General features: G+C 42.0%; 22 protein-coding genes and 1 pseudogene. 7 read left to right on the plus strand and 16 right to left on the minus strand.

Features of this window, described 5'->3' with window-relative positions; genetic code table 11:
• Positions 1-7: 7 nt before the first annotated feature.
• The 5 genes from NP165_RS06520 to ccoN form a co-directional block, all read right to left on the minus strand.
• Positions 8-487: a FixH family protein gene (locus NP165_RS06520; protein WP_257085508.1), complete on the minus strand. Its 480-nt coding sequence runs from the start codon at positions 485-487 to the stop codon at positions 8-10.
• Between the two features lie 87 nt (positions 488-574).
• Positions 575-1,555 carry a cytochrome-c oxidase, cbb3-type subunit III gene (ccoP, locus tag NP165_RS06525; RefSeq protein ID WP_257085509.1) on the minus strand — a complete coding sequence of 327 codons (981 nt, stop codon included), beginning with the start codon at positions 1,553-1,555 and terminating at the stop codon, positions 575-577.
• The gene (locus NP165_RS06530; protein WP_257085510.1) at positions 1,552-1,728 is read right to left on the minus strand and encodes a cbb3-type cytochrome oxidase subunit 3; all 177 of its coding nucleotides are present in this window, start codon (positions 1,726-1,728) and stop codon (positions 1,552-1,554) included. Before NP165_RS06530 ends, ccoP begins: the two co-directional genes overlap by 4 nt.
• A 16-nt stretch (positions 1,729-1,744) precedes the next feature.
• Positions 1,745-2,365, minus strand: coding sequence for a cytochrome-c oxidase, cbb3-type subunit II (ccoO, locus tag NP165_RS06535; protein WP_257085511.1), 621 nt, complete (start codon positions 2,363-2,365; stop codon positions 1,745-1,747).
• Between the two features lie 13 nt (positions 2,366-2,378).
• On the minus strand, positions 2,379-3,806 hold the full coding sequence (ccoN, locus tag NP165_RS06540) for a cytochrome-c oxidase, cbb3-type subunit I (protein WP_257085512.1): 1,428 nt from the start codon (positions 3,804-3,806) through the stop codon (positions 2,379-2,381).
• Positions 3,807-4,064: 258 nt separating this feature from the next.
• Here ccoN and NP165_RS06545 point away from each other — a divergent pair, with 258 nt between their 5' ends.
• Genes NP165_RS06545 through NP165_RS06555 form a run of 3 tightly spaced genes read left to right on the plus strand, consistent with a single transcriptional unit; the run spans position 4,065 to position 7,343 of the window.
• A complete protein-coding gene (locus NP165_RS06545; RefSeq protein WP_257085606.1) occupies positions 4,065-4,427 on the plus strand; it encodes a hypothetical protein in 363 nt (120 codons plus the stop codon).
• A gap of 4 nt (positions 4,428-4,431) precedes the next feature.
• Positions 4,432-5,619, plus strand: a complete 1,188-nt coding sequence (locus NP165_RS06550; RefSeq protein ID WP_257085513.1) for an FIST signal transduction protein — start codon at positions 4,432-4,434, stop codon at positions 5,617-5,619.
• 5 nt (positions 5,620-5,624) lie between these two features.
• Positions 5,625-7,343: a response regulator gene (locus NP165_RS06555; protein WP_257085514.1), complete on the plus strand. Its 1,719-nt coding sequence runs from the start codon at positions 5,625-5,627 to the stop codon at positions 7,341-7,343.
• A 57-nt stretch (positions 7,344-7,400) separates the two neighbouring features.
• Here the strand turns inward: NP165_RS06555 and NP165_RS06560 are convergent, their stop codons facing one another.
• Together NP165_RS06560 and NP165_RS06565 are read right to left on the minus strand one after the other, a co-directional pair.
• Positions 7,401-8,411 (minus strand): DUF2955 domain-containing protein, encoded by a 1,011-nt coding sequence (locus NP165_RS06560; RefSeq protein ID WP_257085515.1) that lies wholly within the window; start codon positions 8,409-8,411, stop codon positions 7,401-7,403.
• 14 nt (positions 8,412-8,425) lie between these two features.
• Entirely contained in the window at positions 8,426-9,490 is a 1,065-nt protein-coding gene (locus NP165_RS06565) for an HlyD family secretion protein (protein ID WP_257085516.1), read from the minus strand.
• Between the two features lie 99 nt (positions 9,491-9,589).
• On the opposite strand from NP165_RS06565, the gene NP165_RS06570 reads away from it, so the two are divergent.
• Positions 9,590-10,450: a LysR family transcriptional regulator gene (locus tag NP165_RS06570; RefSeq protein ID WP_257085517.1), complete on the plus strand. Its 861-nt coding sequence runs from the start codon at positions 9,590-9,592 to the stop codon at positions 10,448-10,450.
• A 494-nt stretch (positions 10,451-10,944) separates the two neighbouring features.
• A pseudogene (locus tag NP165_RS06575) lies at positions 10,945-11,199 on the plus strand (phage protein); the annotation flags it as partial.
• Here NP165_RS06575 and NP165_RS06580 read toward each other — a convergent pair.
• The 7 genes from NP165_RS06580 to matP form a co-directional block, all read right to left on the minus strand.
• Positions 11,191-12,102: a hypothetical protein gene (locus NP165_RS06580; RefSeq protein ID WP_257085518.1), complete on the minus strand. Its 912-nt coding sequence runs from the start codon at positions 12,100-12,102 to the stop codon at positions 11,191-11,193. The pseudogene NP165_RS06575 and the gene NP165_RS06580 overlap by 9 nt on opposite strands.
• Before the next feature lie 463 nt (positions 12,103-12,565).
• Complete coding sequence (locus NP165_RS06585; RefSeq protein ID WP_257085519.1) at positions 12,566-13,261, minus strand: hypothetical protein; 696 nt, start codon at positions 13,259-13,261, stop codon at positions 12,566-12,568.
• Between the two features lie 223 nt (positions 13,262-13,484).
• Positions 13,485-13,886, minus strand: coding sequence for a GFA family protein (locus NP165_RS06590; protein WP_257085520.1), 402 nt, complete (start codon positions 13,884-13,886; stop codon positions 13,485-13,487).
• 23 nt (positions 13,887-13,909) lie between these two features.
• Entirely contained in the window at positions 13,910-14,383 is a 474-nt protein-coding gene (locus NP165_RS06595; protein ID WP_257085521.1) for a GNAT family N-acetyltransferase, read from the minus strand.
• Between the two features lie 193 nt (positions 14,384-14,576).
• A complete protein-coding gene (locus NP165_RS06600) occupies positions 14,577-14,888 on the minus strand; it encodes a hypothetical protein (RefSeq protein ID WP_257085522.1) in 312 nt (103 codons plus the stop codon).
• Between the two features lie 102 nt (positions 14,889-14,990).
• Positions 14,991-15,302: a DUF3634 family protein gene (locus NP165_RS06605; protein WP_257085523.1), complete on the minus strand. Its 312-nt coding sequence runs from the start codon at positions 15,300-15,302 to the stop codon at positions 14,991-14,993.
• Between the two features lie 10 nt (positions 15,303-15,312).
• Positions 15,313-15,759, minus strand: coding sequence for a macrodomain Ter protein MatP (matP, locus tag NP165_RS06610; protein WP_257083196.1), 447 nt, complete (start codon positions 15,757-15,759; stop codon positions 15,313-15,315).
• A gap of 172 nt (positions 15,760-15,931) precedes the next feature.
• On the opposite strand from matP, the gene NP165_RS06615 reads away from it, so the two are divergent.
• Positions 15,932-17,578, plus strand: a complete 1,647-nt coding sequence (locus NP165_RS06615) for an AAA family ATPase (RefSeq protein ID WP_257083197.1) — start codon at positions 15,932-15,934, stop codon at positions 17,576-17,578.
• 92 nt (positions 17,579-17,670) lie between these two features.
• Positions 17,671-18,189: a bifunctional 3-hydroxydecanoyl-ACP dehydratase/trans-2-decenoyl-ACP isomerase gene (gene fabA / locus NP165_RS06620; protein WP_257083198.1), complete on the plus strand. Its 519-nt coding sequence runs from the start codon at positions 17,671-17,673 to the stop codon at positions 18,187-18,189.
• Between the two features lie 129 nt (positions 18,190-18,318).
• On the opposite strand, the gene rmf is transcribed toward fabA, so the two are convergent.
• Both rmf and NP165_RS06630 read right to left on the minus strand, forming a co-directional pair.
• The gene (gene rmf, locus NP165_RS06625) at positions 18,319-18,492 is read right to left on the minus strand and encodes a ribosome modulation factor (RefSeq protein ID WP_257083199.1); all 174 of its coding nucleotides are present in this window, start codon (positions 18,490-18,492) and stop codon (positions 18,319-18,321) included.
• Positions 18,493-18,658: 166 nt separating this feature from the next.
• The gene (locus NP165_RS06630) at positions 18,659-20,248 is read right to left on the minus strand and encodes a DUF3466 family protein (RefSeq protein WP_257083200.1); all 1,590 of its coding nucleotides are present in this window, start codon (positions 20,246-20,248) and stop codon (positions 18,659-18,661) included.
• Positions 20,249-20,253 lie beyond the last annotated feature (5 nt).

Genomic DNA, 20,253 nt, shown 5'->3' on the forward strand with positions numbered 1-20,253 from the left:
CTTACGATTAATTTGATAGTTGAACAGGAGAAGATGAAGGGAAGGTAACTCGTCCCTGAACTAGCCATTTTTTATCATGAGGTGTCAGTTCAATAAACCAAGGTCCTTGTAGTTCATGATCCAGTGTTAAACGGTAGGTACCTTTAGCGTCGGATGTAATCAATTTAGAAAAATCACGGTCTGGAAGAGTACGGTGCGCAAACATTGCAGTAATGGCTGGGTAGTGCTCCAACTGACCTTTATTGAACTCAATAACGATACTGTTACCGTCAGAAGAAACCGCAGCACTCAGATTTAATTCTTTCGCAACGTTGATTTTTGTGATGTCGACGTTGATGCCTTTGCCTTTTTTATAGTAATCCTCAGTAACAAGTGACACTGAATTCTGAGAGAAAATCACGACAGTGATAACGGTCCATACAACGACAGTCAGTGGTAGGATAATTAGAAACCACGGCCAAAACTGCTTATACCAAGGCTTTACCATAAAAAAGTTCTCAATTTGTAAGATGAAAAATAGGGCTTTAACTGTAAAGGAAAGACAGCCCCTTAAAAAGGGGCTGTTATTGAAAAGTTACTTATTATCAGAGTTACTTAAACTCCAAACGTAAGCTGCAACAAGCTGAACTTTGTCTTCACCTAGAATATCTTTCCAAGCTGGCATTACGCCTGAACGACCGTTCATTACTGTTTCAGTTACTTCTGCGCGCGAGCTGCCGAACAACCAGTCTTGGTCAGTTAGGTCAGGTGCACCCACAGCTGGGTTACCTTTACCGTCTGTACCATGACAAGCTGCACACACAACAAAGCGAGCTTTACCTGCATCAGCTTCACGTGCATTTACACTACGACCAGAAAGGCTAAGTGTGTAGCTAACCACTTCTTTCACGCCTTGTTCGCCCAGAGCATCTTTCCAAGATGGCATCTGACCGATACGGCCGTGCATAACAGTAGTTACGATTGCTGCAGGTTCACCGCCGTATAGCCATGCATCGTCAGTCAGGTTAGGGAAGCCTTTCTGACCACGAGCATCCGAACCGTGACACTGTGAACAGTTTTGTAGGAACAAACGTTGACCTACTTTTACTGCTTCAGAGTCTGCCGCGATCTCAGGGATCGGACGAAGTTCGCTTGAACCGTTTACGTAAGCAAGGCTCTTAAAGGCTTCACCAAAGTAAGCGTCAGCATCATCTAGCTCTTTTGCGAACTGGTTAAGTTCTTTATTGCTTTGAGCCTTTGCAATCGATGCTTTTGACTCTTCTAAAGTCGTGACCGTTTGATCTGAACTCGACCAACCTAACACACCTTTAAAGTTGCCCAAACCTGGGTACAGAGTCAAATAAACCGCTGCGAAAACAAACGTACTAACGAAAAGGTAAGTCCACCATTTAGGAAGCGGGTTGTTCAACTCACGAATACCATCGTATTCGTGGCCCATATCTGCACTTTCTTCAACGCCTGTTTTATCTTTAAGGCACCAAACGAGCAGCGCTGCACAGCCGACAAGAGTACCGACTGTAATGATGATTATCCAAAGACTCCAAAATGTAGTCATTGCTTAGTCACTCCTTGTTCTTTTTTGGGCGTATTTTCCTCATCAGCAAAAACAAGGTTTGCAGCTTCGTCAAAGCGAGATTTGCGACTCTTGCCGTAAGCCCACCACACTACACCCAGAAAGCTAACGAACAGAACTATGGTCCAAATACTGTGAATAGTACCGATATCCATAATTTCACCCCTTTAATTACTTCATTGCGTGACCAAGAGACTGAAGGTAAGCAATGATGGCATCCATCTCTGTTTTACCTTCTACATCTTTAGACGCGTTTGCGATTTGCTCATCAGTGTATGGAACACCAAACTGATCACGGAAAACACGCAGTTTCTTCTCTGTGTGCTTGCCGTCTAGAACGTTGTCAGCCAGCCATGGGAAACCAGGCATGTTTGACTCAGGAACTAGTTCGCGAGGATCCATTAGGTGAACACGGTGCCACTCGTCAGAGTAACGTCCACCAACGCGTGCTAGGTCAGGACCTGTACGCTTAGAACCCCATAGGAATGGGTGCTCGTATACACTTTCACCAGCAACAGAGTAGTGACCGTATCGTTCCGTTTCAGAACGGAATGGACGAATCATCTGGCTGTGACACACGTTACAACCTTCACGGGTGTAGATATCACGACCTTCCATTTCAAGCGCAGTGTAAGGGCGCAAGTTTTCAACTGCTTCAGTCGTTTGCTTTTGGAAAATCAACGGAGTGATCTCTACCAAAGCACCTAAACTGATTGCAAAAACAATTAGAATCGCTAGCAAACCGACATTGCGTTCAACAATTTCGTGGCGATTGTTAGAATTAGAACTCATTCTTTAAATCTCCTTATGCCGGCTGCTGAATTGCTTTAAGACTAGCTTTTGGCGCAGTTACAGTCTTGTACGTGTTGTATGCCATTAGGAACATACCACTTAGGAAGATGAAACCACCTAGGAAACGTACAAAGTAGAATGGGTAAGACGCTTCAACAGACTCTACGAAGCTGTAAGTCAGAGTACCGTCTGAGTTAACCGCACGCCACATTAGACCTTGCATTACACCAGAGATCCACATCGCTACGATGTAAAGAACTGTACCGATGGTCGCTAGCCAGAAGTGTACATTGACTAGGCCAACAGAGAACATACGCTCTTGACCAAATAGACGTGGGATTAAGTGGTATACCGAACCGATAGATACCATTGCAACCCAACCTAACGCGCCTGAGTGTACGTGACCAACTGTCCAGTCTGTGTAGTGAGACAGCGCGTTTACTGTCTTAATAGACATCATTGGGCCTTCAAACGTAGACATACCGTAGAACGATAGTGATACGATTAGGAAACGAAGGATAGGGTCATAACGAAGTTTATGCCACGCACCTGATAGCGTCATGATACCGTTGATCATACCACCCCAAGAAGGAGCGAATAGAACAAGAGACATAACCATACCGATCGACTGCGTCCAATCTGGAAGTGCAGTATAGTGTAGGTGGTGAGGACCTGCCCAGATGTATAGAGAGATAAGAGCCCAGAAGTGAACGATAGACAGACGGTAAGAATAAACAGGACGTTCAGCTTGCTTAGGAACGAAGTAGTACATCATACCTAGGAAACCAGCCGTCAGTAGGAAACCTACTGCGTTGTGTCCGTACCACCACTGTACCATCGCATCCACTGCACCTGCATAAATCGAGTACGATTTACCCATTGAAACAGGAATTGCCATGCTGTTTACGATATGAAGAACCGCAACAGTAATGATAAAGGCACCGAAGAACCAGTTTGCTACGTAGATGTGAGACGTCTTACGCTTAACAAGCGTTCCGAAGAACACAATCGCATAAGAAACCCAAACAACCGCAATAGCAATATCGATTGGCCATTCAAGTTCAGCGTATTCTTTACCAGAGGTATAACCCAAAGGTAACGTAATCGCTGCGGCTAGGATAATTGCTTGCCAGCCCCAAAAGGTGAAGGCGACAAGAGGGCCACCAAATAGACGAGTTTGACAGGTACGCTGCACAACGTAGTAAGACGTTGCGAACAGAGCACTTGTACCAAACGCAAAAATAACCGCATTAGTATGCAGAGGACGTAAGCGACTATACGTCAACCACGGCGTATCAAAGTTTAGCTGTGGCCAAACTAATTGAGCGGCAATCAAAACACCAACAGCCATACCGACAATACCCCAAAGAATGGTCACTAGGGTAAATTGACGAACGACCGTATAGTTGTAGTTTTGTTCAAGCTGCTTTTCTTGGCTCATTTGCATGCTTCCAATTTCTAATTAACTACACTTTACTTCCAACACGACACATGTCGTAATGCCACCCAAAACCTAAAGAAAATAAAATCGAATTCAGTCGGTTAAATAGTCTTGTCGGTTTTTAAAAAAAGTGGCATTTTCAGCCGCCAACTATACTGCATTTAACAAATCAATGACAGAGTAGTAACCTTACACTTGTTCAGGTTTTGACCTTTTATTTTAAAACTTTGAAGTTTGTTACACGGAGAAACACAACCAATGGCAGCTCAGAAACTCACTCGGGGTCGTTTTGTTCAAATAATCATCATGTTAACCCTACTTTTAGCAGCGTTTTTCTGGAGGACGGTTAATCACGATTTTGCTGAAAATATCAGCTGTCGCTTAGGAAATGAATGTGTTTTTCATATAGAAAAGTCTCAATTTATAGCGTCTTTAAGCGAAGGGTCGATTTCCATTATTTCAGAAGACGACTCATGGGAAATAGATGCTTTATCTAGTCATTCATCAATAGAAAGAAATGGGCATTCTTGGATCATTTATTTTCCAGAAACTCAAAAAGAAATGATGGTTAAGTTTACTTCAAATGCAGGCGAGTCAAAAACATTCAACTTTAGTAAGTAAATAGATGGACTTTAAAACTCACATATCCTTCGAGCCCAGTGAGAAAGCAGCGATAGAAGAGCTCATTGAAGGCATGGACAGGACCAATCTCGTTAGCGTGATTTGCTATTTTACTCAGGAATATAGTGCGAAAAAACTCAGCAAGCTTTTTAGCCGACTACTTCCTGATGTCTCTATTCTTGGTTGCTCCTCATCGAAAGGTATAATAACGGAGCGCGGCGTTCACTTTGGTAGTGTAGTAGGTGTCATTGCGATTTATGACAGTCATTCCGATGCTTACGGTTCAGGTTTGATTAACTTTTCAGAAGATGAGTTATCAGGCGACATGGTCCGAAAAGCGATAAACATTGCGCTACATAAAGCAGGGAGAGAGGGAGAAGTTCCCAGTTTTGCGATTGTGCATAGTACTCCGGGATTCGAAGAGTCGTTAATTCGCCACATTGATAACGTTTTTCAGACTCCAATCCCCATTATGGGCGCATCTGCAGCGGATAATGCAATCAAAGGTCAATGGTCTATTTTTAACGAAGACGCTTCAACCAATCGAGGGTTTGCTATTCAGTTGCTTTTCCCCTCGAAACCTTTGGCATCCGGATTTAGTGCTGGTTATTCGCCAACCTTGCTAAAAGGAACCGTTACAAAAGCAGCGGGAAGGGAGTTGCTTGAAATCGACGGTTCTCCAGCTCAAGACGTTTATCGACAATGGATACACAATCATGTAAACGAAAAATTACCTAAGCGTTTGAAATTTGAGTTTGTTACACAGTACCCACTAGGTAGAATTGCCGGTTCATTGTATGACCAACCTTACTACAAATTGTCTCATCCAGTTGACGTGAATCCAAATGGTGGAATTCATTTATTCACAGACATACAAGTTGGCGATAAAGTAACGCTAATGTCTGGAGATAAAAGGGAATTAATTTCTCGTCCTGCGCGCGTTATCAAAGAAGCGAAGAGACAATCCATTAACAACTTTCAGGTTTCTGGCGCAATATGCATTATATGCGCAGGCGCAATGAAATATCTGGGCGATGATATCCACGAAGTATATCGAATCATAAAGCAGGAAATGAAAGATACGCCATTTATATGCCCGTTTACTTTTGGCGAGCAAGGCCGTTTTATCAATGGCGAAAATGGTCATGGTAATTTAATGATTTCATCCGTAACGTTTTACTCATCTAAATAGAAGCTATGTGCTTAAAAATTAAAGAACAACTTTGCGAAGCATTGATAGAACTGAAACAGAGCCAAGAACGAGAAGCTCGGCTCGTTTCCGAAAACCGTTCTATACTCGATGCAATTTCAAGTATTACTAGCGCGTCCAATAAACAGCAGATCTTCCACGAACTGAACAAAGTTCTATCACTTTATATCGAGTTTACGGATTTCATTGTTCTTAGTAAAAACGTTGATGAGAAAGCCTTTAGAACAATACTCAGCTCGAATAGCGTTTTTGATAATGCGGGATGGTTCAACTCTAGTAAATTTGAACGAGCACTGAAAGGTGAGTCGATTATTCTATTTGAACCAGCGAAGCTGACGGAGTTTTCAAACCTTGAGCAACCTCAAAAAGCCGCGATTAAATCTGCCTTGCTTACAGGAGTTAAAACGACAGTCACAGAATCAATCATACTTCTCGTAGGTGATAAAGCGGGAAAATTTAGCTTAAGTTCGAGTGAAACCCTATCAAAATTTCGTCCTCTAATAGAGCGTGCCTTGACGGATATCGAACATAAAGAGCAACTCCAACAGCTGGTTGAAGTAAGAACTCAGCAGCTAAAGCAAGCGCAACTGAAAGCAGAACAAGCAAACAAGTCGAAATCTCGCTTTCTCGCTATGATGAGTCATGAACTGAGAACACCTTTAAACGCAGTTCTTGGTTATATTGATGTGTTATCTCAAGATAAAAAACTGACGACTCAGCTAGATATATTAGAGCAAATGGAATCGTCTGCTGAACACTTGTTAGTTCTTATCAACGACATATTAGAGCTCTCTCGCATCGAAAGTGGCGGTTTTCAAGTCAAACTTCGTTGGGTAAACCTTCATTCCGAATTCACTTATATTCTTGAACACTTCCACCATTTATCCACTGCCAAAGGGCTCGACTTTTCCACATCAATCGAGTTCGAAAAAGATATGCTGTTCCATCTAGATCCGGCAAGAGTCATGCAAATTGTTTTCAACTTGCTTGGTAATGCGGTTAAATTTACCGAATCAGGATCTGTCAGTTTAAAAGCGCAGCTAGTTAACTCGAACTTGACCATCACCGTTCAAGACACAGGTATTGGTATAGACGAATCACGATTGCAGGCCGTGTTTTCTCAATTCAAGCAAGCTGATGATTCTATCACTCGAAAATATGGCGGTAGTGGGCTAGGGCTGACAATTTCAAAGCATCTCGTAGAACTAATGAACGGGGAGATCGCATTAGAGAGCTCTTTAGGTGAAGGTTCGACATTTTCTATTAAGCTTCCTGTGTCTGTTAAATCAGAGCTAAATGAAGAACATATTGCAAACAACATCGTTAATGTTCCAACTTCAAGTCTAAAGATTCTCGTTGTCGAGGATACAGAAACCAATCAGATGGTCATCAAGTTACTTTTGGAGAAGTTAGGGCATAAGGTAGTCATGCTCAGTAATGGTGAAGAATCTGTAGACTATTTAAAAGAGAATATGCACCACGTTGATCTGATTTTTATGGATGTGTCAATGCCCGTTATGGATGGGATTACCGCAACGCGTAAAATTAGACAGTTTTGTACTAAAACACCTATTATTGCGCTGACAGCGCACGCAATGGATCAAGATAAGCAAACTTGTTTAGATGCAGGCATGAATGCTTTTGTATCCAAACCGATTCGAAGTGCAGAGATACAAAGCGCAATAGAAACGGTTCTAATTTACTAATCAAACGCCAGTATTGGTAAAATACAACCGCTTCTATTTGTGTTTTATTTAAGAATTCTAGCCGAGTTCGTGTTGGTGGCGTTTGATTAGGGTCACACGAATCCAATGGTGGACGACCCACATTACCATTGCTGTTAATAGTACCGCGACAAAGATAGAACTAAAACGGTACAAAATTGAAAAGAAAGCGTCTTTCTCTTCGGGTACCAATGCAGTGGTAAGTGGCACTGAGAGCGCCGACATGGCTGAAAAAGCAATGGCTCCTTTGATTTGCCCCTTAGTTAACCAATGACAGAAAGGGCCCATAGCTATTGTAAAAGCTAACCAGAAGAGTAGGCCATCCCCATACCAACTTCCCAAGATTAACTGTACTGCCATGCCCGCTAAGCATCCCAACGCAGTGCCGATGATTCGAATCTTTGCCATTCCCAGAGAACCAGCTAGGGTCATCGGGGTTAAAATGATCAAAATCGACGCCTGTGCAGAAAGCGAGTCATTTAAGTCTGCGATTTGGAACACGAGGAATGCCGCCATCGCCACTAGCCAACCCATCGCCACCTGGCTAATGTAATCAATATCGCTTTTTACGGGAGTCTCTACTGCTGCCGGTTTCTGAGGTGACTCCGGCTCAGGAAACAGCCAAAAAGCGAAAGCACATATTAATATATTGCAAAATGCAATCACCCATAAGTTAACGTTAAACTCTTCAACATCATAGGAGTTATAACTCGCAAAGTTCAAAACAATAGAACCAACCAGCAAACCAATGTAACCAAACAAGTAAGTTTTTGGTTTCATCATAGCAATACATTTGGAAAGAAGTAGGACACCGACAGCAACCGTCATAAGAGTAGGGTGAAACTGTAAATACTCCAACAACAGTGTCGCCTGAAGTGTTGTCCAAACAGTCGCGAAAAATATGCCAGCTACGCCGGAAAGACTAAACTGGTTCATGGTTCCCAATACAAACAACGGAAACATGACCGCAAAAAAGCCATAAGACCAGCCAAATAGCATACTGAGAGCCAGACCCGCTGAGCAACCAAACCAAATTCGTGTGGTTTTCATCGATACCATCCAACCTAGTAAATGAAGTGGAACCAGCTCGCAAGGTGAATTTGCGTTTTAGCCATGAACTCCCAAAATGGACTATCTCCCGGATACAACACGATGGTTGCCCGTGATCCAACGAAAAGTGACTGGGGTAACGTTTCTTCACTTTTAAGGTTTACGCGTGTTCGTTGTGCATCTCGAACCCAGCGATTATTCACTTCAACTTTAGTCAAAGCACCATCTGGTGTTTGTTGCGCTGCCGCAACCCCATAGTCTCGGCTGGATAGATCAAAGTCATACACTGAACCTGGATTAGCATCGAACGCGACGAGGGCGTGAAAAGTATCATCGGCATTGGCAACGGACTTTTCACGGAAATCTGCAGCGACCCACATCGAGCCAGTTGGAACAAAGGTTAGAAGTGGCATATTGGTTTTTGCCATTGTGCCCACCTCTAGCTGCAAGTTAGTTACCACACCATCACTTGGAGCAAGTACTGCGGTGTTTGTTAAATCCAGCTGCGCTTTTTCAATCCCATTATTTGCAATGCGAACAGCGGTACTTTGTCCTTTCTTTTCTCCAAGTTGAGCGTCTATTACTTTTAAGTTTTGTTGTTCCGCTTTAAGTGTCGCTCGCGCGACTTGATTTTGAGCGTAGGCGTTATCAACAGAAGATTGAGAGATGACCTTCTGCTTTGACAGTTTCAGTAAACGACTATACTCGCGGTTCGCATTGTCGAACGTTGCTTGCGCGCGAGCGATATTGGCAATTGCCGCTTCGCGTTGAGAGTAAAGAGTTGCTTCTTTTTCATAGGCAGACTGCAACGATAAGTTCGCCTGTTCGAGCGCTATGCTGTATTTGCGTTGATCAACAGTAAATAGAACATCGCCTTTTTTAACCATCTGGTTATTACCAATACGGACATCTGTAACTTTACCGGAAACTTCAGGTGCGATTTGCACCACATAGCCTTGTACACGTCCTTCGGTAGTCAGTGGAACATGGCGATCAGCGATGATGATGTATAAAAATAGAACGATGAATAGGACAATCAACGTTTTCATCCAATGCCTGAATTTTTGGTCTGCGGTCATTACAAATACCATTTAACAAATAGATTAAAGGATTATAGAGAACTCAATCACAATTAAGTAGAATGACAATAAGCACACAAGCGACCTAAAAGTAGGACAATGAACGCAAGTCTCGATGATCTATATTTGTTTACTCAAACCGTGGTTCACGGTGGGATAAGTGCCGCCGCTGATGCGAATAACATGCAGCGATCTAAAGTGAGCCGAAGATTACAAGAACTAGAAAAAAATTTAGGGTTTCAATTACTTATACGAACAACTCGTACCATAGAGCTAACGGAGCATGGCACGCGCTTATTTGAATTAGTAGGGCAGTCAATAGAGCATGTCCAAGAAGGTTTAAATGTTATGAACGAGTATCAGCGTGAACTGAGCGGGAAAGTTCGTCTAGCCATTCCGTCTGCGTTAATGAGTTCTGCTGCATTTAACTCAATTATCACTGCATACACAACTCGTTATCCTGACATCTCTGTTGAAATCGAAAACCACCAAGAAAGTGTTGACTTAAAACGTCAAGCTTTTGACCTACAGCTATTACCTAGCGTAGTTAAAGTAACAGATGACAGTTATGTACAGTTTAGTTTGTTGCCATATCGAAGCCATTTCGTGGCATCCAAAGCATACTTAGGTCGTTATGCGCCCATACGAGACATAACAGATCTAAAGCAACATCGTTTGTTAACCAATCGATACAATGCGAACTTACTCGAACCTGAACTGCATATAGCTCTAAAGTCAGACGATCTTCATCTTCTGCGCTCAATGGCTATTGCAGGGAATGGAATAGCGTTCATCCCACAAGCACATTCCAAACCAGATTTGGCAGATGGTTTGCTGACAGAAGTGCTACCTGAGTTTACACACCCAAAGCAGCATTTAACGCTGATTTATCCGTCGTCGTTATTTTTGCCTAACAAAGTGAAAGCGCTTATTGAGCTTTTCCGAGAGAAATTTAAATAACCAGGACGAGCTTCTGAAGATGACAAAGAGGCTCGCGAACTTACAGCGTACGAATAGTTTTATTGAAACCAATTGAGTGATTAAGTTGATTGAGCAACTTTTGCATGGCGAAGAGAAACACTTACTAAAAAACAATTCAGTTATAGATCTAATAATCAGACTTGTTAATCTCTGATTAACCAACTGATTATTAGGTATTTTATGGTAAATACGATTATGTTTAATTTAAAGTTAGAAATTGAAAAGAGCAGGAGAGTTAACTAGATGGAATCTATAGCTCGGCACACCTTATTTAACATAATATACATAATGCGCATTTAGGTTTAATCTGTTAACAAAGGCTAACTCTTTGATTAAGCGTTTCATAAGTGTCTGATAACCAAGCCGTAATTTTTTATTCTGTTGATTTCCATACCACAAGTTACTTGTACTATTCCTAACGTTCATTTTCAGTACTTAACCAAAACCGCCGAAAAACCCGACCGCCACATTATAACGATACGCGCTGGTCTGGCTTTCGGGTTTGTGAAAAACGCGCGGTACTTATCACACCGTCTGAGCGTGAATTCAGCCCGAAAGAATTGGAAAGTTTTGTGTTCTGGCACGATGAACATCGCCAGTTTGTTGAAATGTACGGCCACTTTGACCAGCCTAAGGTCTATCCCGCTAAGGAAAATCTATTGCCATTTCGTGGCGACCGTCGAATGAAAGCCGCCGAATGGATTCCATCAAAAAACAAGTCATCCTAGTATTTGTCGAATATATTGCCCCCAACGTTTATCGTGAATAATACGTTCATGCTCTTCGGCACCATTTATAATTTCGTTTTTTGTCAGTTTAGATAGTTTTTCCCAGTCATCACCAAAGACATAAGTGGCATTGTCCAAGTAAATGCTTTCAAGGATATAAATGCCCTTATTTTCAAAGCCATAAACAAAGTAACCACTAAACCCTGCTCGTCCAACAGCAACGAAGTCTGGATTAAAGTTGGTGATTGTTTTCATCCTGTCTTCAACAACAGGTTGCTGGGTAGATTTTGCCTTTTTCTCTATCACCTCACCAATCAGAGGTTTTAGTTTACTCCAAGGGTACGCACCTTTAGGTAAAATATCCCAGCCAATCTCCTTGATTGTTAAAGTGGTATAGTCATTCTTCTTCGCATCTACTACTTGGAATTGCCCAAAAATCTCAAGCATAACATTTGATAAATGAACTAAGTCCTCTTGCTTTATGGAAGCTAAACCAATTTCTCTAGTTGTTACATAAAATGAGTCTCCAGACTCGACTAGAGTCAATTTTTCCATTGGGGCATCTATATAATCACGCGGATATTTATCTACCATCCTAGTACAAGTTCCGCTGTGTTCATTTCCATGCCCGTCTTTCCATGATGTATGAAAAGACACAGGTTCAGGTTGAAGCGGTAAATCTTTTCTGACCACCTCTTTACCATCTGCATTGAAAGACGTGTACTTTCCAATTTGCGCTGGAACTAATTGCAATCCATCTTGTAGATAATCATCAAACCCAATGAGGGACAATATTTCGGCGTGACTAGAGTCTAACCTTTGCACTAACTTTATTGTCTCAGCACCTTTTGCTGCATTAATCACCTTTGTTGCTTTTCTAATTGAATTGGCTTTTACAAACATATTTCACCTTATTGGTTGGTAAATTTGGAACTAACATAACAGTTGGTTCTTGCCAAGAATATGCTGTCTATTGTGTATGCAACAAGTGTGATTGCAAAAAAAGACAAGGCCGAACCCTAAAACTAGGGTTCGGCCTTACTTTGTTTTGGCTTTTTTGATTTGAAGGATAAAAGCCTGTCGACATTCATCGACGCGCCTATGGTATTAGTTTATCTATATTTGCGAGAAGCATTAATAAAACCACTTTCTAGGGCAATTTAGTAATGTCCTTTTATGGTTTAATGAACACACTGAGTTTTGAGGACCTCAACCGATACTGATTCCAATGAGTAACCGAGACATTAGTCGTTTTAAAATGCTGCAAGATGTTCGCAAACGCGCTCGGCAAATCGACAATCACTACGATGAAAATCTCACAGTTAAAGTTTCAAACCTCTAACTGTGAGATTTTTGAAATAAACCATTATAAAGGAGCGCTTCCCCACATGGCGCTGGAATCGTTAGCCATGGCAGCCAGTAAATACGTAGTACCAGAATGCTCTACGGTCACGACACGTGCGGTGTAATCGGTCGCGTTATAGCTAGGGTCACTACAATTTGTCGCTTGGACGTTCTCAGCCGAGTAATAACCTTTCACACGCTTCAGCGTACCAGTGACAATACAGATACCGTTAACGGTAAACGTACCGTCAGTATTTACTGTCCACAATGAACCATCGTCTGGATTGATGTGGGTGCCGGCCATCTCTGCGAGCGATGCACTGTCTTTAGTGCGATCAAATGAGTACGTTATATTAGTATTGTTTATAACGCTCGTGATGTTGGCCCCTTCGTTTGTCGCGGTAATGGTGGCTTCTATCGTAGGGTCGTACAGGTAAGCGCTGGAGCCCGCATATATGAGGCCTTTTGTCGTTATTGAACTGCCGCTGATCGTGTGTGTGTTGCTGACAAGAATTTCACTGTTTACGTAGTCACCCACAAGAACCGCATTCTTGGCCAAGTCGGTGTCGATAAGCATGATGGTTAAGTCCGTATCATTGACATACAGCCCATCAAGGTGGTTGCTTGTTGCGGCTGGTGAGCTGCTAACTGAGCCGCCTCCACCGCCACATCCGGTCAAAGCCGATGCCATTGCTAATAGGATTAGCTTGTGTTTCATTGGATATCCCTTCTATATTCATCACGTAATGGCTCTACTGAGCAAATTAATAGTAGCAAATAAGCAATTATATTCAATGATTCACATGGCATATATAGAGATAAGGCATATAAAACAAATGCCTTACATTGGCGAACTGGATCTTCGTCTTTGACTCGGAGTTATTAGAAAAAGTTACATTGTAACGAATTTATTTTGTTCTCTATCTCATGCTATAACACAACTATTCTTTTGGTGCGTACTGTTCAAAAACTTCTTGGCCCGTCATTTTATGAGAGCTTGGATTTAGCTCGTAATACTCTGGCTTCTCATCAACAAAAATTTCACTGGTGAGTTTAAATTTCTCATCTGGGAATAAACCTGCGGAAAGCACATACTCATCAGCCGGAATTAAGTGATAGAACAAATGCGTCCCACACTTTGAACAAAAGCCACGTTCAGCCCAGTCGGAAGATTTAAACCGTGTAATGTTTTCAGCGCCATTGAACAAGACACCTTCTTTCACATGCACTGCATGCAGCGGGCCGCTCGACCACTTACGGCACATACTACAATGACAAAGCGCAACTTCGTTTACTGGCTCCGCCTCGACAGTTACGGAGCCGCATAAGCATTTACCTTTCATAGTTTGTTCCTTAATTTTCAGTTTTATCTTAGATTCAAAAACATAATATGTTGTGGCCCAGCTGCACCACCCAAGTACAAATCCCCATTATCAATAAACCCAGCTTTAACATAGCAATTCTGCGCTATCGGGTTCTTACAGTTTACGGTTAAGTAAATCTTGGATACATCTGGGAAGTGAGATTTAACATAATCAGGCAATAACATTACCGCTTTGACGCCATAACCATTGCCTTGCTGTTTGGCGTCAATCAAATAAGCGCGAAGCCCGATACTGCTATTCTCCTTCACAAATTCGTACGATTCAGAATAATTAAAGTCTAATAGAAAGAAACCAACGATGGCGCAGTCTTGTTTAATAATGTGTGGAATGCACGAACCGTTAAGATTATTGAGAATCTCTTCTGTTGTGCCGACGTATTTTAGCTGAGAGTCATCGACGGATAAGGACTTCACTCTCTCAATATCAGCTCTAGTTAGTTTTTCTATGGTTAGCACGGCTATTTCCTTTTGTTAGATTTCTTAAGTCAGAAGATAGATAACTTCACGTTACGCTGTAATGGCCACCAACATATTGAATATATTCTACTTTGTATTTAAGAGATTGTTCTCAAAGTTTAATTTTATCTATTATAAATTTAGTTATAGTGCTTCATGAAGTATTCTCTAATATGGATTAACCGGATTTAGACTAACTTGAAACGTGGACCCTGATGAATTTTTCAGGGTGCTTGTATTTAAATCGTTCCCCTCGCTTAATGACTCTCTTACCGACCTTACACACTTGATGGTCACCCGTCCCCCTAACCTTTTTGACTTTTGCGTATTGCTTATCATGGACAAGCTCAATAAAGATATCGCAATAGCCTGCCACTTCATGCTTAGACAGTTCCTTAACGACTCTCTTTTTGAGTTTCTTGGCGATTGGATTATGTGCGGCATCGTCAGTAGCGAATACTGAAACTGAAATGATTGATAACAAGATAATAAAATGTGGCTTCATATTTTGCCCTCCCTAAACAGAATACCAAAGGTATGGAAGAGACAAATAACAAAGCCAAAACAGATCGAGGGATTATGGATTACTTAGTAATTGATATGTTTATCACCCAGATTTTTTCGCGCCTCGGCTTCTAAAACCTTGATGGGGAAATACGTTACGAATTCGTTGCTGTACTTTCTTTGGCACATTTTTAGAAAAGCTAAGTTTAGTGCCTGTTCGTTGTTGGTAGACCTTAAGCTCACCCGTAAATGGATTATGCTCAGCAATGTCTAGAACATTATGGCGAAATGCAGGAGGAAAATGCCCTTTTTCTCTTATGATCTTACCATCTTCAAACTTCACTTTAAGTACTGGCCTATCAACAGCAACTAGCCAGAAGATAATTATTGCAGCGATTAAAATAACATAAAGCATATCCCTCTCCTTAATCCAGTAACTTAGATAGATCTTCCTTTAAACTACTTACTGCCTTACTCGCTTTTTCACTACGTGACGCTTCTGTTAATAAGTACTCGATGGCATCAGACAATGTACAACCAAGTTCGTTAGCCCGGTATGATAGCTTTTCCCAAACACGGTAATCTAAGTCGATAGACTTCTTTTTCGTGTGAATTTGCTCAGCGTTAAAATGACGTTTACGTTTTGCTCGAATGGCTTGCTTAAGCTTATTATCAAGCTCAAGTGACATGTGGTTTTCGATCCATTCCAGAACTTGCGTTGGTTGATGCTCGATCTGGCGTAGCTCATTAACTGCTGCGTCAGCTTCACTTGAATCAATATGGCGTGTGATAGACTCACCTGCCTTCCATTTATTGATAAGGTAGTTCCACTTCCAACCACACTCTAAGTTTTCAAGCTGTTGATATTTCATTAATTGACAATTTCCGTTAACGTTCTCAGTGACAGCGTAACCCGAACTCGAGGTAGTTACAATCCCCAATTTAACCGAAACTCGAGACAAATCATTTCAACAAATTATCGGTATCTCGTGTTTGGCTTTTTCTATATACTTTCATCTAATTTGTTATCTATGAACCAAGTAAATGAATCAAGAAAGCTGGTGCTCAGTTACGCCACAATATTCAAAATATGATGAAGTGATGAAACGATTCTCATCGCTAGAACACGTTGATTTTCTCGGCATCCAGCCTCGATTAAAGCAATCCTTGGAAACATTCTCCGCCCTTAAAGGGTTTACTAGAGCGCTCGTTATAAATTCGATAGATAATGCTTTCTATCGTAGCTTAATTAAGCAATCACTTGAGCAAGCTGACTCACATAAATGCATATACGTTACGGAGTCTCTTTCGTCTCAATCTTTGCTAGGTTCATACGTTTGTAATGAAAATGGCGACATTACAACGTTCAATGAAGGGCTACTTCATAAAGCCGATAACGGTTACTTGATCATCCCTGCTAACCTTATTTTAGTTAACCCTATCTGTTGGCAAGCGTTAAAAACCGTGTTGCTGGGTCAAGAATGCAGCCCGATCAATGTCAACCCTAAGCGAATTGCAAAACGAGAGCCGAGCCAGTCCTTTGATGTCAAAGTTATAATTGCTGGTGACCGCGAACAAATTGCAGATCTTGAGAGTATTGAACCAGAGCTTTACAACGGCCTCGCTGTATATACTGAGGTGGAAAACGAGCTCGCTCTAAATGAAGATAGCGTTGAGAATTACTTTGGCTATCTCGCTTGGATCCAAGATTGCTATTCTATCCCGCAATTGACGTTTGATGCCTTACACCGCGTTATGGTGGCAGGCGCCCGTTACACTGAAGATCAGGATTATATGCCAATTGAAATTCTTTGGTATTTATCCCTTTTCAACGAGGCCAGCTTAGATAGTGACGGTAAGGTGCTAAATGCAGACAACATCGACACCGCATTAACAAACAAATATTCACGTGAGTCTTACTTACCAGAACGAGCAATTGCTGATATCACAGAAGGCCAAGTTATCATTGAAACCCATGGGGAATGTGTTGGTCAGGTTAACGGACTTACCGTTATCGATGTCCCAGGACACCCTATGTCTTATGGTGAACCAGCGCGTATATCATGTGTTATTCACTTTGGAGACGGCGATATCTCAGATGTTGAGCGAAAAGCCGAACTTGGTGGTAACCTTCATGCTAAAGGTATGATGATCATGCAAGCGTTTGTCAGCAGTGCTTTACAACTAGATGAACCATTACCCTACTCAGCCTCTGTTGTGTTCGAACAGTCGTATTGTGAAGTGGATGGTGACAGCGCAACGTTAGCCGAACTTTGTTCATTCGTGAGCGCCCTGTCTGAATACCCTATAGACCAACAAATTGCTGTCACGGGCGCGGTAGACCAGTTTGGTCGAGTGCAAGCTGTTGGTGGCCTAAACGAAAAAATTGAAAGCTTTTATCACGTCTGCCAACACCAAGGGTTAACTGGAAAGCAAGGTGTTATACTACCTAAAACCAATTTGAAGCATCTTGCTTTAAACCAAGATGTTGTTGAGAGTATCAAAAATAACGAATTTCATATCTGGTCTGTTTCCACCGTTGATGAAGCTATCCCTCTCATTATGGGTAAGCCTTTCCGTGGTGATGATGAAGATAGCGTTATATGCAAAATTGCTCAACGTATTGAAAACTTTGAAAGACATGAACACCCGCAAGGAATTGTGGAACTCATCAAAAACTGGTTTTCTTAACGCGACAAAATGTGAAGAATGTTACTGGTTGGAGTTGTTTAGCGTACACGTGTTCACTAACATGCAGCTATCAAAAATTGGAGTAATTGATAATGCAAAACAAACGTGAATCTTATAACCGCGAAGATCTTCTAGCTTCAAGCCAAGGTGAGCTATTTGGTGCTGGCTACCCTCAACTACCAGCTCCGAACATGCTTATGATGGATCGCATCACTAAGATGTCTGAGACTGAAGGCGATTTTGGCAAAGGTCTGATTCTGGCTGAACTCGACATTACTCCGGATCTATGGTTCTTCGATTGCCATTTCCCAGGTGACCCTGTAATGCCTGGCTGTCTTGGTCTTGATGCTATGTGGCAGCTTGTTGGCTTCTTCCTAGGCTGGGTTGGCGGTAAAGGTAAAGGCCGCGCACTAGGTGTAGGTGAAGTTAAATTTACTGGTCAAATTCTTCCTACTGCGAAAAAAGTGACATATGAAATTCATATGAAACGCGTTGTGAACCGTAAACTGGTAATGGGCCTTGCAGATGGCCGTGTACTCGTAGATGGCAAAGAAATCTATGTGGCAAAAGACCTAAAAGTTGGCCTTTTCCAAGATACTTCTGCATTTTAAGTTATAGAAATTCTAAAGCGACTCGTTTGAGTCGCTTTTTTAGGTTCAATATATTTAGTTATAGTGCATTAAGGTTTAACTAAAAAGCCCCTTTCGGGGCTTAGTTCCTGCTGTATGTGGATTGAGTCTTTATTTATAGAGACCAGAGTGCTTGTCTTCCCTGGCATCGCGCCAACCACCAAGCCATTGGGAGCGAACCTCCATCTGTTGGTAAGGACATTCGTCCATAGAACGGCCGTTTAAACCAGCCTTATATCCTTGAGATTGCGCTCTTTCTAGGCGGTCACGCTTTTGTCTCTTCATAGTGTCGTCCTCATACAAGAAAGGTGTTTCTAACGTACTACTATTAAACTAATGTGGAGCTTTTGTTACTCCACAATTAAGAATTGATCAAAATTGCGCCGATCTCAAGATATAAAAAAAGCACAGACTCAAAATTGTGAGTCTGTGCTCTTGATTAAAATTTATTCTATTTTCTACGGAACCCGACAAGCGCTAGTAGTGTCAAAGCCCATATCCCAAAAGAAGAACCTGCCCGTTCAATGCTCACTTCTGTCGCAGGACGCTGTGAAATATCACCAGCTGTAGCACCATTCACTGGTACAAGCTTAACTGCAACTTGTGAAGCACCCGAAGAGCAGCTCGCGCCAATCGATGCGCTATCAAAGCCACCAGCACAGTAGTAAGCCGTACCTACAATCACGCCCGCGTCATTAATATCTGTTGCATCAATGATACGATATGCGTTATTAGCTTCGATACCGTATGTTAAGTCATCAAGATACCACGCGCGATTATTGAAGATTGACGCATTTTCCGAGCCTTCAATAGGAGCAACAAAAGCACGTTTTGATCTTGGTTTGCCACCGTTGCTTTCTGCATGTTTTTCATAATCGATCTGGCCAACAACTACATTATTGTTATTGATTGCGCCAGCTTTTCCGTTTGCACTTGAAAAGAAAATATCTCCAGAAAAACTCTTAGTGCTTGGCGATGCCACGTTAGGTACGTAAAACAGGCTATTAGAGTACGCACTACCATTTGGCACTTTATACTTAACCGTACCGATTGCGATGCCGGATTCATTGACGGATGTTAGTACCGAGTTGAGGTACTTTTCTTCGTCGTTGTATACGTTAAGCAATTTTACGGTAATCGCATCAGTGCTCACGTTGGTCGGATCAATTTTCCAAACTGCAGCGACTGGTGTTTCGTTACTACTTGCGTTATATCCCACCGCATAAACAGTGCCGTTTACATCAGCGATATCGCGTGCGCTGCCTTGCGGAATCGAACGATCACTGACAACACCGTCCGTTTTAATAAGAACAGGTTCTGCCGCAGACCCATTCCACACTGCAGCTTGAGAACGGTAATCAGAGCTGTTACTGGTACTAAAAGAAACGCTCCCTACGTACAGGTCATCTAGTTTGGCAAATACTTTACTCTGTACAACTGAAGATGAAGAACCCTTATCTAGAACAGTATCACCTACAAACGCTTCTGAGCGGTTCTTCAAGCTTCCGTTATAGTAGGAACCCAGTGCTACTCCGTTTTCATCAATTTGATTGATGATGACATTGTCCTTAGCACTTTGAACCCCTGTTCCTTCAACAAAAGCCACAGAGTTGTTCACGCTACCTTCTGTAGAATAACCACCATCATATTGATGAGTAGCCCACTTCTCACATAGCGTGTTTGAGTACCCTAGGTAGCGATCACAATAGCTTTCAAATCCACTACGACCATCTTCAAGATAGTTGTATCCATACTCCATAAGGAATGGCGCTTCATGGCGGTAGTTAAAGCCTTCTGGGTTTAGCTTTTCTTCATAAGCGATCTTGTAATCGGTTTCGCTACACGCATTCTCAAAACAACTTTGAGCGTTTGGAAACTCATCCACAGTAGCTCTAACTACAGGTGATACAGCCGTTCCAAATGTGTTGCTATCACTATTTACAGGGCCGTACATATAAACATTGTATAACGCTGCACTTGCGTTAAATGACGCAGCAACTGTTACTGCTACCACTGACATTTTAAAAATTTTACTACTCATTGAAC

Source organism: Vibrio japonicus (assembly GCF_024582835.1).
Taxonomy (GTDB): Bacteria; Pseudomonadota; Gammaproteobacteria; order Enterobacterales; family Vibrionaceae; genus Vibrio; species Vibrio japonicus.